The sequence below is a fragment of the Nonomuraea deserti genome (genome assembly GCF_004348685.1).
GTDB lineage: Bacteria > Actinomycetota > Actinomycetes > Streptosporangiales > Streptosporangiaceae > Nonomuraea > Nonomuraea deserti.
This window is the reverse complement of sequence record NZ_SMKO01000087.1, coordinates 23,307-37,177: the sequence shown is the minus strand read 5'-3', so window position 1 is coordinate 37,177 and position 13,871 is coordinate 23,307. Positions and strand designations below refer to the sequence as shown.

Below are 13,871 nucleotides of genomic sequence, written 5' to 3'. Positions count from 1 at the left end.
CCGCCACTCCCCGCCCCACTACCTGCCGGCTCCCGCCGTTCCCCCAGCGACCGCACTCACCCTAGATTTTGACAATCATTTTCATTCTGTCGCATACTGGGTGCATGATTTCAGGATTTTCCCGGTCTTGTGCTGCACGTCTGCTGGCGGGAGCCGCGCTGATCACCACCGCCGCGTGCGGCGCCGGGTCCGCCAACACCGCGGCGGAGGGCGGCAAGCCCGAGGTGGTCGCCGCCTTCTACCCGCTCCAGTGGCTGACCGAACAGGTCGGGGGATCCGACGTCCAGGTGACGAGCCTGACCGCTCCCGGCGTCGAGCCGCACGACCTGGAGCTGGGCATCCAGCAGGTCACGGCGATCAGGAACGCCGCGCTCACCGTTTACGTCAAGGGTGTCCAGCCGGCCGTGGACGACGCCGTGGAGCCCGACACGAGCTTCGACGCCGCCACCGCCGTCAAGACGATCCCCGCCGGTGAGCCCGCCGGTGAGCCCGCCGGTGAGCACGCCGAGGAGCATGCGGAGGAGGGCGCGGGTGAGCACGCGGAAGAGGGCGCCGAGGAGCACGGCCACGAGGTCGCCTACGACCCGCACCTCTGGCTCGACCCGTCCCGCCTGGCCACCGTCGCCACGAAGCTGGGCGAGCGGCTGGCCGCCGCCGACGCCCCGCACGCCAAGGCGTACCAGGACCGCGCCGCCCGGACGGCCGCCGCGCTGGGAGCGCTCGACCAGGAGCTCGCCAAGGGCCTGGGCACGTGCGAGACCAGGACGCTGGTCACCGCGCACGAGGCGTTCGGCTACCTCGCGGATCGCTACAAGCTCAAGCAGGTCGGCATCACGCTCGACCCCGAGACCGAGCCGTCGCCCACCCGCATCTCCGAGGTGGCCAAGCTCGCCAAGAGCGAGGGCGTGACCACGATCTTCACCGAGACCCTGGTCAGCCCGAAGGTGGCCGAGGTGCTCGCGAGCCAGGTCGGCGCGAAGACGGCCGTGCTCGACCCGCTGGAGAGCAAGCCCTCGGGGGACTACCTGTCTGCCATGCGCGATAACCTCAAAACCCTACAAACAGCACTGGGGTGTACTGCATGAGCGAAACGGCCTTCGCGATGACCGGCGGCCGGGTCTCCTTCGAGGGCAAGCCCGTCCTGCGGGGGATCGATCTGACCGTCCGTCCCGGGGAGGTCGTCGCCCTTCTGGGCGCCAACGGCTCGGGCAAGTCCACGCTGGTCCGCGCGCTGCTCGGCCTCACGCCGCTGTCCGGCGGCACGACCCTGGTGTACGGCTCGCCGCCGGCCAGGTTCCGCGACTGGTGGCGCATCGGCTACGTGCCGCAGCGGCTGCACGTCGGAGGCGGCGTGCCCGCCAGCGTGCACGAGGTCGTGGCCTCCGGCCGGATCGCCAGGCAGAGCAGGTTCCGCAGGACGAGCGCGGCCGACAGGGCGGCCGTGGCGAGCGCGCTGGAGGCCGTCAGGCTGGCCGACCGCGAAGGTGACCCCGTCCAGTCGTTGTCCGGCGGCCAGCAGCAGCGGGTGCTCATCGCCCGCGCGCTGGCCGGGGAGCCGGACACGTACGTGATGGACGAGCCGACCGCGGGCGTGGACGCCGAGACCCAGAAACTGCTCGCCGACACCCTTTCCGCGCTGGTGCTGGACGGCAAGACCGTGGTGCTGGTCGCGCACGAGCTCGGCCCGCTGGAGCCGATCATCACGCGCGGCGTCGTGATCCGCGAGGGCCGGGTCGCTCACGACGGCAGGCCGCCGCGGCCCGAGGGCGACTGCGCGCGGCCCGGGCACGAGCACCAGCACCCGCACGCGGCCGTCGAGCCGGGCGCGGGACCGCTCACGGGTTGGCAGGGGGACCCACGATGATCATTGAGCTGCTTCAAGAGGAGCTCTTCCAGCTCGCGCTGATCGCGGCGCTGCTGGTGGGGCTCTGCGCGCCCGCGGTCGGCACGTTCATCGTGCAGCGCAGGCTGTCGCTGCTCGGCGACGGCATCGGCCACGTGGCGCTGACCGGCGTGGCGCTGGGGTTCCTGACCGGCACCGCTCCCGTGCTGACGGCCGTGATCGTGTCCGTGCTCGGCGCCGTGGCCATCGAGCTGGTCAGGGCGCGCGGCCGCACCAACGGCGACGTGGCGCTGGCGCTGCTGTTCTACGGCGGGATCGCGGGCGGCGTCATGCTCATGGGCATCGCGCCGGGCGGCAGCACCACCAAGCTCAACTCCTACCTGTTCGGCGCCATCGCCAGCGTCACGCCCGAGGACATCTGGATCATCGCCGCGCTGGCCGCCGCCGTGATCGCGGTCGTGGTGATCTTCGGCAGGGAGCTGTTCGTGCTCTGCCAGGACGAGGAGATGGCCAGGGCCAGCGGGCTCCCCGTTCGCTTCCTCAGCCTGCTGATCGCCGTCACGGCGGCGCTCACCGTCGTCATCGCCATGCGCGTGGTCGGCCTGCTGCTGGTCAGCGCGCTGATGGTGATCCCGGTGGCCACCAGCCAGCAGCTGACGCGGGGCTTCCGCACGACGATGCTGCTGGCCATGCTGTTCGGGGTGCTCGCCTCCGTGGGCGGCCTGCTCGCCTCCACCTACTCCGCCAAGGTCCCTCCGGGAGCCGCGATCGTGCTTCTTGCGCTCGCCGGCTTCGTCCTGGCCCTCGGTGTCGGTAGATTCGTACGGCGAGGCCGGACCCAGGAGTCATCATTGAGCGAGCGACCAAAGCTGCGCGTCGAGGAGGTCGCATGACGACGAGACGCGACGCCGTCCACAACACCCTCCGCAAGAGCGAGGGTTTCCGCAGCGCGCAGGACGTCTATGCCGAGATGCGCCTCCACGGCGCCAAAATCGGCCTGACCACGGTCTACCGCGCGCTGCAGGCGCTGGCCGACGGCGGCCAGGTCGACGTGCTGCGCACCGACGACGGCGAGTCGGTCTACCGCGCCTGCGCGAGCGACACCCATCACCACCACCTGGTGTGCCGCCGCTGCGGCCGCACCGTGGAGGTCGCCGGCCCCGCGGTCGAGCGCTGGGCCGAGATGGTCGGCACCGAGCACGGCTTCACCGACATCACTCACACGGTCGAGGTCTTCGGCACCTGCTCGTCCTGCTCCACCTCGATCAGGACGGGCTGAGCGCGCCGGGAGCCGTAGAGCACCCCGAGCACGATCACCGCGCAGCCCGTGAGCTGCAACACCGACGGGCGTTCCCCCAGCGCCAGCGCGGAGATGCCCACGGTCGTCATGGGCTGGATCAGCAGCAGCAGCGCCGTGAGCGCGGCGGGCTGGCGCGGCAGCGAAAACGTGATCAGCGACCATCCGAGCACCTGCGGCCCGAGCGCGAGCAGCAGCAGCCATCCGTGCGCGGGCCAGTTCGGTGTGAAGTCGGCGCCCCCGAACACCGGGCTGAGCAGCGCGATGGTCGCCGCGGTCACCACGGTCGCGTGCGCCAGCGGGCCCGCGCCACGATCCGGCCCCGCCTTCATCAGCAGCAGGAACACCGCGTACGACAGCGACGTGGCCACCCCCGCGAGCACCCCCATCATCGGGTCGCTGCCGTAGGCCGCGCTGTCGAACACCCCGGAGATCAGCACCACGCCGCCGAACACCACCGGCGTCCCGACCATCAGCCGCGTTGACGGCCGCTCCCCGAACACCGCCCAGGCGGCGAACGCCACGATGAACACCTGCAGATTTCCCAGCACGGTCGCCAGCCCCGCGCCCACGTACTCGATCGCGTGGTGCCAGAACAGCAGGTCGAGCGCGAACACCGCGCCCGCCGACCAGGCCAGCAGGAGGGCCCTGCGCGGCAGCGGCCCCAACCTGCGCCGCTCCAGCCAGGCCAGCACGAGCATCGGCGGCACGGCGTACGCGCAGCGGAAGAAAGCGGAGGTCGCGGGTGACACGTCCGCCATGCGGACCATGGGACCAGAGGTGGAGATGATGAGCGCTCCGGCGATCGCGACCATGACGATACGCCGATGTGCACTCACGGAAACCCCCGGAACCCCATGCAAGAGATACGCTGCGACAACGCTAGAACCCGGCGCGTACAGGAGTCAACATGCCGTTTGGCCATGACATGGTGCATTCGCTGGCCACCGTCGTCGAGCTGGTCAACACCTCGCCCTCCACCGGCGGCGACGAGGGCCTGGCCGGCCTGGCCGAACTGCAGGCGTTCGTGGAGTCCCGCCAGATCAGCGGCGTGAGCCGGCTCACGGCCCGCGACCTGGGCCAGGTGCGGATGGTGCGGGAGGCGTTCCACCGCGTCTTCACCGCCACCGACCAGCCGACCGCGGTCCGCACGTTGAACGCGCTGCTGTCGGAGACGCGCATCACGCCCAGGCTCACGGAGCACGACGGGCACCCGCTGCACGTGCACTATTTCGCCGCCGACGCGGCGCTGGCGGAGCACGTGGCGGCCGACTGCGGGGTGGCGCTGGCCCACCTGCTGGTCGAGGGCGAGGCCGAACGACTGCGCACGTGCGCGGCGCCCGACTGCGACCGGGTGTTCGTGGACGAATCACGCAACCGCTCGCGCGTCTACTGCGACAGCCGCACGTGCGGCAACCGCATGCACGTCGCCGCCTATCGCGCCCGCCGCCGCGCCTGAGCCGCTAGACCTGGTTGGGCATCGCCCCGCCGTAGCGGCGGTCGCGCTTGGCGTAGGTCTCGCACGCCTCCCACAAATCCCTGCGGTCGAAGTCGGGCCAGAGCCGGTCGAGGAACACCATCTCGGCGTAGGCCGACTGCCACAGCAGGAAATTGGAGAACCGCTGCTCGCCCGACGACCGTACGAACAGGTCGACCTCGGGGATCTCCGGCTCGTCGAGATAGCGGGCGAACACCTTCTCGTTGACCCTGGACGGCCTCACCCGCCCGGCCGCGATGTCCTCGGCCATCCGGACCGCCGCGTCGACGATCTCGGCCTGCCCGCCGTAGTTGACGCAGAACTGCAGCGTCAGCGTGCGGTTGGCGACGGTCATCTCCTCAGCCGTCTGCAGCTCGGAGATGACGCTCTTCCACAGCCGCCCGGGCCGGCCGGCCCAGCGCACGCGCACGCCCATGGCGTTGAGCTCGTCGCGGCGCCGCCGGATGACGTCGCGGTTGAAGCCCATGAGGAAACGCACCTCGTCGGGCGAGCGCTTCCAGTTCTCCGTCGAGAACGCGTACGCGCTCAGATAGGGGATGCCCAGCTCGAGAGCCCCCTCGATGACGTCGAACAGCGAGGACTCGCCTGCTTTGTGCCCCTCGGTGCGCGGCAACCCCCGCGCCTTGGCCCAGCGGCCGTTTCCGTCCATGACGATCGCGACGTGCCGGGGCACCAGCTCGCGCGGGATCGGCGGCGGTGTCGCGCCTGACGGATGCGGGGACGGGGGTCGGACGTTCACGCGGGCTCCCTTTCGACGTGTCGGAGAGAGCGTATGCCGTGTTCGAGGTGCCACTGCAGATAGGCGGCGACGAGGCCGCTGCATTCGCCGCGATGACGCGACTCGGAGGCGTCGGCCAGGGCCCAGTCGCCGCGCAGCAGCGCGGCCATGAGCCCGATCGTCTCTCCGGCGGGCACGACGGACCCGGACGGCTTGCACGCCCCGCACACCACGCCACCGGCGACGATGGCGAACGCCCTGATCGCCGGGGCCCGGCACTTCGCGCACGCGTCGAGCACGGGGGCGTAGCCGGCCACGGCCAGGGAGCGCAGGAAATAGGCGTCCAGCACCAATCTGGCCTCGTGATCCCGGTCGGCGAGCGTGCGCAGCCCGCCCACCAGGAGCAGGAACTGCCGCAGCGCCGGCTCCTTCTCCCCGTGCGTCAGCCGGTCGGCGGTCTCCAGCATCGCGGTGCCCGCGGTGTAGCGCGGATAGTCGGCGGCCAGCGCCTCTCCATAGGGCCTCAGCGTCTCCGCCTGGGTGACGACGTCGAGGGTGCGCCCGGTGTGCAGCTGCAGGTCGACGTGGGTGAACGGCTCGAGCCTCGCCCCGAAACGCGACGTCGTGCGGCGCACGCCCTTGGCCACCGCGCGGATTTTGCCGGTGCGCTTGGCCAGAATGGTGACGATGCGGTCGGCCTCACCGAGTTTCTGTGTACGCAGGACCACGCCTTCGTCACGGTAGAGACTCACTCGGACATCTTACGGCCACTCTCGGTACCGACGGGCGGACGTTACGGGCATGCTCTGTTGACGCGACTTTGCGTAACCCTCACTAGACTTTGACGCCTGTCCCCGCATCACCCGTTGTTCAACCCCCCGCAACCGCCTCGAAAGGGAGACATGACCCGCGTGGTCCTGCTGGGCGCCTCGCCCGGCCCCGAAACCTCTCCGACCGGCCTGAGGCTGGCCGCGCTAACCGGCAACCCCACCGTGGCCGAACGACTACGCAGCCAGGTCACCTCCATGGATCCGCGGCCCGCCACCATCGAGTCAGGCGATGTGGCCGCCGCCCTGCGAGCCCTGGCCGATGTCGCAGCATCAGCAACGGAAAACCTCTTCATCATCCCGACCAACTCCGTCGTCCACGACGAGCTGATCTACCAGATCACCAAATCCAAGCGCGGTGCGCTGGCGCTCGTCGCGAAGGAGCCGCGCTACGGGATCACCGAGGAGGCGCAGGAGGACACCGGTCAGGAAGACAACGGCCAGGAAGACAGCGACGACGAGCCCGTCCAGGAAGGGCGCGTCCCGATCGCCGAGGCGGAGCCGGAGATCGGCTACGACCGTCTCGAAGGCCTGCCCGTCCGCGCCCGCATCGGCAAGTCCTCGCGCGTGGTCTCGGTGGGCACCGCCTACCACGCGGTCACCAGGCCCAACGCGGCGCTGCTCGGCCCGCTGCACGTGAGCGCGCGCAACGCGCCCGTGCTGGCGCAGACCTGCCGCGAGCTGGCCGAGATCGCCCACCGCTTCGGCGATGACGACGACCTGGTGCAGCTCATCGTGTTCGGCCTGGTGCGCAACGGCGTGTCGGTCGGCATCCGCGGCCGCCGCGACCTGTTCTACCGCCGGGTCACCACCCAGGAGGAGGTCAACGAAGCCGGCGCCGAGATGACCGGCATGGACGAAGACCGCTCCAGGCTCAACAACGCGGTCAAGGGCGCCGACGGCTTCTTCACCACCTACTTCGTCTCCACCTACTCCCGCTTCATCGCCCGCTGGGCGGCCAGGCGCGGGCTGACGCCCAACCAGGTCACGCTGATCTCTATCGCGCTCGGCGTGGCCGCGGCCGCGTGCTTCGCCACGGGCGATCGCCCGTGGATGGTGGCGGGCGGGATCCTGATCTACTTCGCGTTCGTCTTCGACTGCGTCGACGGGCAGGTGGCCCGCTACGCCCGCAAGTTCGGCGTGCTGGGGGCCTGGCTGGACGCCACGTTCGACCGGTTCAAGGAATACGTGGTCTTCGCCGGCCTGGCCATCGGCTGGGTGGTCTCCGGCAACAGCGAGGACATCTGGATCCTGGCGCTGGCCGCGCTCGGCCTGCAGTCGGTGCGCCACCTGCTCGACTTCTCCTTCGGCATCTCCAACCGCCGCAAGCCGCCGGCCAAGCTGCCCACCCTGGCACTCGACGCGCCCGACGACCGCGACCTGCGCGAGGCGCTGACGCGGCGGAAGGTCGAGCGCAGCCAGGGCGTGCGAGGCGTGCTCAAGATGTGGAGCAAGGCGGGCAAGAACCGCGCCGTCCACTGGGCACGCAAGATGATCGTGTTCCCCATCGGCGAGCGGTTCGCGGCCATCGCGATCACCGCCGCCCTCTTCGACGCCCGGATCACCTTCCTCACACTGGTGATCTGGGGCTCCGTCGCCGCCATCTACACCCTCACCGGACGCCTCATGAGGTCGCTCGTATGATCACCCAACCGCAGGCCATGGCCACCCCCACGCCGGACCCCGACGAGGAACGCCGCCGCATCCAGACCGCCCGCCTGCTCGCCTACCGCGACGACGGCCCGCTCGCCCACGCGCTGGCCGGCAAGATCGGCAGGGGCCTTCCGCCCGTGCCCGCCACGCTCGTCGCCCTGCTGGCGATCATCGGGCTCATCGTCGCCGGCGTGCTGGTGCCGGGCCCGATCCTGCTCCTGCCCGTGGCGATCATGCTGCTGCTGGTGCTGCCCACCGCGCCGCGCAACCATCTGGGCCGCTTCGACTGGCTGACCCCGCCGCTGCTGCGGGGCACCGAGTTCCTCACCATGATCGCCATCGGCCTCGTGGCCGACGCGCCGAGGTGGCTGCTGTTCGTGCTGGTGTACGTCGTGGGCTACCACACCTACGACACCGTCTACCGCACCCGCCAGAGCATCTGGCCGCCCGCCTGGGTGTTCCACGCGGGGCTCGGATGGGAGGTGCGCCTGCTCATCATCGGCGCCGGGGCCGCTTTCGGAGCGCTGACCCCGGTGCTGGCCGTGCTGACGGCCTACCTGTTCGTCCTGTTCGCGGTGGAGAGCGTGACGAGCTGGGTCCGCCTCGACAAGTCCTCCGCCCAGGCGGGCGCCGACGCCGAGCAGGACCTCGAAGCCTCCCCCGAAGAGGCGATGGAGCAGGCCAACGGCGAAGCCGCCAAGGGCTGACCGGAGCCGGAGCCGCGGCACCGATCCTCCGCACGTGCCGCGGCTTCGGCGACAATGCGCGCCGTGCCGCCATCACCCGGAACTGAGCACTTAGTCTGGGTTCAGGGACACTCGGGCCGGGTTCCGGTCCGGCCGGAGCCAGGAGAGACGCGGATGGCGTTCTTGTCACGGCTGTTCAAGCGGGGCGATCCGCTGGCCGAGCGCGAGGAGGCGCGCCGGCAAGGGATGCGGGACGCCCGCCGTCATCCGTTAGGCGAGTTCACCGATCCGGAGTTCCAGCCCGCGTACGTGACGGAGATCCGTGCCCGGGCCCGCGAGCAGATCACCGAGGTCGACCGCCGCCTGGCCGCCACGCGTACGGCGCTGATGGAACGGGCGCTGGGCGAGCGGGAGGTCATCCTGCGGGAACTGGGCAGGAGCGACACGCTGCCGCCGCCGTCCACGTTGCCTAACGGCCACGCCCCCGCGCCACCCGACCCAGGACCGGGCACCACCCCCGAGCCCGGCCCAGGACCGGCCCCCGCGAGCGGCTCGCACGCAACCCCCGATACCCACCCGGACACCGGCTCCAACACCACTCCCGAATACCGCCCGGACACCACCCCCGAAACCGGCTCCAACACCACTCCCGAGAACCACCCGGACATCACCTCCAACACCACTCCCGAGAACCGTCCGGGCACCACCCCCGAAGTCCGGCAGGACGCCGTGTCCGGGGTCGGGTCCGGCGGGGTGCCGGTGCCACGGGCGACGGGGTCCGATGCGGCGGCCGCCCGGGCGGTGGGATCGAGGGAGCGGGATCCGTTCATCTCGATCGCGGAGGCCAGGGCGCTGCGGGCCGAGGCGCGGCGGCGGGCCGTGGTCGAGGAGGCGAACGCCGGCGTGCAGCGGGCCAGGGCCCGCATCGAGCACCTCACCCAGGAGTGGGAGAGCGCGCTGATCCAGCGCGACCACGAGGTGGAAGCGGTGCAGGCCAGGGCCGAGCAGCTCATCGCCGCGTACAAGAGCGGCGTGCTGCGGGCCCATCCGCGTAAGGAGGAGGTCCCGTCGCTGTGGAAGGGCGAGATCATCGCCATGGACGCCACGGCGGGCAACCCCATGGCGGTGTCGGGCCGGCAGCAGATCGGGCGGATCCTGCGCGAGGTGGAGAGCCGCATCGAGGTGTGGCACGCCGAGGTGCTGCCCCGGGAGTTGCCCGGCGGTTCCCCCCGCCAGCTGTCACCGGGCACACCGCACACCGACGCGGACGCATACCCAGACCCAGACACGGACCCAGACCCAGACACGGACCCAGACCCAGACACGGACCCAGACGCGGACGCGGACGCGGACAGGGACCCAGACGCGGACGCGGACAGGGACCCAGACGCGGACGCGGACAGGGACAGGGACACGGAGGATGCTCCGGGCACGAGGAACGACCCGCACGATTCGCCACGCGGACGGGAAAACGGCTGATGGCGTTGTTCGCGCAGGCAGGAGAACCGCGGAAGGCGCTCGCCGCGCAGGCAGGAGGTCGGGTGGTGGCGGAGGAGAGTCGCGGGACCAGGGCGCGGCGCCCGGGTTCGGGGAGAGCCCGTACGGCGCGCCGCCTGATCGCGTCGTTACTCGTGCTGCCGGTGGTCACGGCCGGCCTGACGGCGTGCGGCACCGAGGCCAGGGGGCTCTGCGGGGTGGTCGTCGACTCGACCAGCTACGCCGATCCCGCCACCTCCAGGAACGACGTCACCTCGAAGTTGCCGGCGTTCGCGGAAGGGTGTGACTGGATCGGGTTCGCGGCGGTAACGGGCAGCTCGGAGAGCAGCGCCTGCCGCCAGGACCCGGTGCCCGTCGCGGCGACCCGGGCCGAGAACCCCAACGACAATCCCGTGGTCGAGGAGCGGGTCAGGAAACACCGCATCACGCAGGTGGTGCCGAGGGCGGTCAAGCTGTTCGACTGCCCGACGGAGGGCGAGGGGTCGGACGTCCTGGGGGCGCTGCGGTACGTGGCCAAGCAGCTCAGCGCGCAGCGGCAGCCGGACAACGCGCACCGGATCATCGTGTTCAGCGACCTGATCAACAACCGGGGCGAGCTGGACATCAACCGGCTGGACCTCAGCGAGAGCGCGCGCAGCAAGAAGGTCAAGGAGTTGCGGGACGCGCGGCTGCTGCCCGACATGACCGGGTACGCGGTGGTCGTGCATGGTTTCCTGCGGGAGAAGACGTCGAGCCCTGACCGGTTCCCCCAGCTGGAGGCGTTCTGGCTGGAGGCGTTCGAAGCGACCGGCGCGACCACCGTGGACCTGCTGTGACGTCCGGCATAGGCCGTAACGAGAGCGCTCTCTAGCATCGCGCCGGTCGGCACTTTCACCAGGGTTGCGTGCCCGGTGTGGTGATTGTTGACAGGAAGTAAACGCTGTGTTCACATCGTTGAGAGAGCGCTCTCTCGCATCCACACCCCCCATGGAGCGATGATGACAACAGCGAACAGGCGCCGGCGCCGCGTGGCGGCCGTGGCCGTGGTTCTCACCGCACTCACCGGGCTGCTCGTCCAGATGACCGCCGGCGCCTCGGCCTCCGTGCCGTCCACGCCGTCCGGCTGGTCACTGGTCTGGTCCGACGACTTCGAAGGCCCGGCGAACACCCTGCCCTCGTCGAACAACTGGATCATCGACACAGGGCACGCCTACCCCGGCGGCCCGGCCAACTGGGGCACCGGCGAGATCCAGAACTACACCTCCAGCACCTCCAACCTCAGCCTCGACGGCTCGGGCAACCTGCGCATCACCCCGCTCCGCAGCGGCTCCGGCGAGTGGACCTCGGCCCGCATCGAGACCAGGCGATCCGACTTCAAGCCCGCCGACGGGCGCATCCTGCGCATCGAGGGCCGCATCCAGATGCCGAACGTGACCGGCAACGCCGCCCTCGGCTACTGGCCGGCGTTCTGGGCACTCGGGTCGCCGTACCGGGGGAATTACTGGAACTGGCCGGGGATCGGCGAGTTCGACATCATGGAGAACGTCAACGGGATCAACTCCGTCTGGGCCGTGCTCCACTGCGGCGTCGCCCCCGGCGGGCCCTGCGAGGAGAACAACGGCCTCGGCGCCAGCCGCGCCTGCCCCGGCGCGTCCTGCCAGTCGGCGTACCACACCTACCGCTTCGAGTGGGACCGCAGCGTGAGCCCCAACCAGCTGCGCTGGTACGTGGACGGCCAGCAGTTCCACAGCCTCAGCCAGTCCCGGTTCGACGCCACGACCTGGAACAACATGACCGGCCACGCCGGCTACTTCCTGCTGCTCAACGTGGCGATGGGCGGCGCGTTCCCCAACGGCGTGGCCGGCTTCGGGACCCCCACGGGGGACACCGTGCCCGGCAGGCCGATGATGGTGGACTACGTCGCGGTCTGGCAGAGCGGCACGGACGGCGGCGACCCCGACCCCGACCCGACCGATCCGCCCGGCAGCGTCGACGCCCGCTCCACCATCCAGGCCGAGCGCTACACCGCCCAGTCCGGCACCATGGTCGAGTCGACCACCGACTCGGGCGGCGGCCAGAACGTCGGCGGCATCTCCAACGGTGACTGGCTCCGCTTCGACGGGGTGAGGTTCGGCTCGCAGGCCGCCGGCCAGTTCAAGGCCAGGGTGGCGTCCGGGGCGGGCGCCGGGGTCAGCGGGCTGGTGCAGGTGCGGCTCGACAGCCCCACGGCCCCGCCCATCGGTGACTTCGCCGTGGGGAACACCGGCGGATGGCAGAGCTGGCGCACCATCCCGGCCAACATCTCCGGGGTGACCGGGACGCACACGGTCTACCTGACCTTCAGCAGCGGCCAGCCTGCCGACTTCGTCAACGTCAACTGGTTCACCTTCACCACCTCCTGACCGCCTGTCCCGCCTCCGCCGGCGGGCCCGTACGCGCGTGATCCCGTGCGTACGGGCCCGCCGTGCGTCGGAGGAGGTCTCAGGAGCGGGTGCGGCGCCGCAGGACGATGCGTACGGGCCCGCGGAGCGTCGGAACAGGTCAGGAGCGGGTGCGGCGCCGCAGGACGATGCGTTCGGCCCAGCTGGCCGCCTCAGGGTCCTTCAGGCCCTCGACGACTCCCCCGAGGTACGCCGTGGCCAGGCTGTCGAAGCCGCTGTCGAGCTGCCGCAGCCGGCTGGCCCGGCGGCGATCCACCGCCTCGACGTAGTGGGCGATGCTCTCCGCGTAGCCGGCGTCGTGCTGGTAGGCCGCCTGGGCGCCGGCGAAGGCGCGGGCCTCGGCGTCACGTTTGGCCCGTAGTTCCCTGAGGCGGCGGTCGTTGGGGTTGTGCATGCGGCGCCCCAGGTCGGCGGCGATGAGGGCGGTGGCCACGAGGAGCGCCAGCAGGAGGACCATGGTGGGCAGCTGGCCGACGCCCTCGGAGGTGGGGCCGATCTCCTGCCCGTCCACCACCAGGGGCTTGACCAGGGCGTCCCGGCGCAGCACGGCAACGGCGACGATGAGGCCCAGCCAGACGAGCGCCACGCCGATCAGCAGCCAGCGTCCCTGGGCCGAGCTGCCGTGCTCCTGCCAGGAACGGAACGCCCGCCCGTACATGTGGGGCGCCACCAGCATGATCAGGGCTGCGCCGGCGGCGAGGAGCGCGGTCATCGCGACGCTGTCGCCCCAGCTGAGGATCACCTGGTAGAGGATGGGCACCTCGACGACCAGCAGGAGCAGCAGAAGGAGCGCGGCGGGCAGCCAGCGGCGGACGACCGGCCAGTGGCTGCCGGAGAGCGCGATCGAGCTGGGGCGGCCGTCGCCCGGGCGCCTGCTGGGCTGTTCCAGCTCGGTGACGCGCTGCCGGCTGTCGTCCAGGGCCTTGCGCGCCTCCCCGAACGCGCGCTGCGACTCCGCCAGGCGGATCTTCTGCGCCTCGAGTTCGGCGCGCGCCCGCTGGGTCTCCCGCTCGGTGCACTCGTCGATCCTGGCGAGCTCTTCCAGGCGCTCGTCCTCCAGCTCGTGGAAGCGGGGCACGCTGCCGGTCTGGAGGGTCAGCGTGTCGATCTGGCCGCCTTCGGCGTGGGCGCGGCCCAGCGCGCGTTCCTCGCCGCGGCGCCGCGCCCACTCGGGCAGGTGGTAGAGGTCGCCGTCGTACGCGGCCGCGGGCGCGATGCGGGTGACCTGGCCGTCGGGCTCGACGGATGCTTCCTGCTTGCGGCGGACGAAGCGCATCTGGCCTCCCAGCGGGGTCCTGCCATCGATGCTAAGTCGCCGGGGCGCGGATCGACGGCAGGCGCCCGATTTGGGAGACAAGAGACGGATGAGCGGCCGTCAGGTGGCAACTCCCCGCCGGGAGCACGACCGACGCGACGTGGCGACCGTCAGGTG

The 13,871-nt window shown here is 71.0% G+C and carries 14 protein-coding genes; 10 read left to right on the top strand and 4 right to left on the bottom strand.

The annotated features are described in order from the left end of the window. The first annotated feature begins 104 nt into the window (after positions 1-104). From E1292_RS27765 to E1292_RS27750, 4 genes are read left to right on the top strand one after another with little or no spacing between them, the layout of a single operon-like run. Positions 105-1,085 (top strand): metal ABC transporter substrate-binding protein, encoded by a 981-nt coding sequence (locus E1292_RS27765; RefSeq protein ID WP_132598150.1) that lies wholly within the window; start codon positions 105-107, stop codon positions 1,083-1,085. After that, on the top strand, positions 1,082-1,864 hold the full coding sequence (locus E1292_RS27760) for a metal ABC transporter ATP-binding protein (protein ID WP_132598149.1): 783 nt from the start codon (positions 1,082-1,084) through the stop codon (positions 1,862-1,864). Before E1292_RS27765 ends, E1292_RS27760 begins: the two co-directional genes overlap by 4 nt. Next, positions 1,864-2,736: a metal ABC transporter permease gene (locus E1292_RS27755; RefSeq protein ID WP_132598155.1), complete on the top strand. Its 873-nt coding sequence runs from the start codon at positions 1,864-1,866 to the stop codon at positions 2,734-2,736. The genes E1292_RS27760 and E1292_RS27755 overlap by 1 nt, the downstream gene beginning before the upstream one ends. Continuing rightward, on the top strand, positions 2,733-3,122 hold the full coding sequence (locus E1292_RS27750) for a Fur family transcriptional regulator (protein WP_132598148.1): 390 nt from the start codon (positions 2,733-2,735) through the stop codon (positions 3,120-3,122). Before E1292_RS27755 ends, E1292_RS27750 begins: the two co-directional genes overlap by 4 nt. Here E1292_RS27750 and E1292_RS27745 read toward each other — a convergent pair. Beyond that, positions 3,062-3,979, bottom strand: coding sequence for a DMT family transporter (locus tag E1292_RS27745; protein WP_132598147.1), 918 nt, complete (start codon positions 3,977-3,979; stop codon positions 3,062-3,064). The genes E1292_RS27750 and E1292_RS27745 overlap by 61 nt on opposite strands. Before the next feature lie 71 nt (positions 3,980-4,050). Here E1292_RS27745 and E1292_RS27740 point away from each other — a divergent pair, with 71 nt between their 5' ends. Beyond that, the gene (locus E1292_RS27740) at positions 4,051-4,599 is read left to right on the top strand and encodes a CGNR zinc finger domain-containing protein (protein ID WP_165974772.1); all 549 of its coding nucleotides are present in this window, start codon (positions 4,051-4,053) and stop codon (positions 4,597-4,599) included. 4 nt (positions 4,600-4,603) lie between these two features. On the opposite strand, the gene E1292_RS27735 is transcribed toward E1292_RS27740, so the two are convergent. Together E1292_RS27735 and recO are read right to left on the bottom strand one after the other, a co-directional pair. Further along, positions 4,604-5,377, bottom strand: a complete 774-nt coding sequence (locus E1292_RS27735) for an isoprenyl transferase (RefSeq protein WP_132598146.1) — start codon at positions 5,375-5,377, stop codon at positions 4,604-4,606. Continuing rightward, entirely contained in the window at positions 5,374-6,108 is a 735-nt protein-coding gene (gene recO / locus E1292_RS27730) for a DNA repair protein RecO (RefSeq protein WP_132598145.1), read from the bottom strand. Before recO ends, E1292_RS27735 begins: the two co-directional genes overlap by 4 nt. A 150-nt stretch (positions 6,109-6,258) precedes the next feature. On the opposite strand from recO, the gene E1292_RS55055 reads away from it, so the two are divergent. The 5 genes from E1292_RS55055 (at position 6,259) to E1292_RS27705 (ending at position 12,400) form a co-directional block, all read left to right on the top strand. Then, the gene (locus E1292_RS55055) at positions 6,259-7,827 is read left to right on the top strand and encodes a CDP-alcohol phosphatidyltransferase family protein (RefSeq protein ID WP_132598144.1); all 1,569 of its coding nucleotides are present in this window, start codon (positions 6,259-6,261) and stop codon (positions 7,825-7,827) included. Beyond that, positions 7,824-8,543: a DUF5941 domain-containing protein gene (locus E1292_RS55050; protein WP_132598143.1), complete on the top strand. Its 720-nt coding sequence runs from the start codon at positions 7,824-7,826 to the stop codon at positions 8,541-8,543. Before E1292_RS55055 ends, E1292_RS55050 begins: the two co-directional genes overlap by 4 nt. Before the next feature lie 153 nt (positions 8,544-8,696). Further along, positions 8,697-10,001, top strand: coding sequence for a hypothetical protein (locus tag E1292_RS27715; protein WP_132598142.1), 1,305 nt, complete (start codon positions 8,697-8,699; stop codon positions 9,999-10,001). Further along, the gene (locus E1292_RS27710; RefSeq protein WP_132598141.1) at positions 10,001-10,834 is read left to right on the top strand and encodes a vWA domain-containing protein; all 834 of its coding nucleotides are present in this window, start codon (positions 10,001-10,003) and stop codon (positions 10,832-10,834) included. Before E1292_RS27715 ends, E1292_RS27710 begins: the two co-directional genes overlap by 1 nt. A gap of 162 nt (positions 10,835-10,996) precedes the next feature. Then, complete coding sequence (locus E1292_RS27705; protein ID WP_132598140.1) at positions 10,997-12,400, top strand: glycoside hydrolase family 16 protein; 1,404 nt, start codon at positions 10,997-10,999, stop codon at positions 12,398-12,400. A 139-nt stretch (positions 12,401-12,539) separates the two neighbouring features. On the opposite strand, the gene E1292_RS27700 is transcribed toward E1292_RS27705, so the two are convergent. After that, positions 12,540-13,715 (bottom strand): hypothetical protein, encoded by a 1,176-nt coding sequence (locus E1292_RS27700; RefSeq protein WP_132598139.1) that lies wholly within the window; start codon positions 13,713-13,715, stop codon positions 12,540-12,542. Positions 13,716-13,871: the final 156 nt, after the last annotated feature.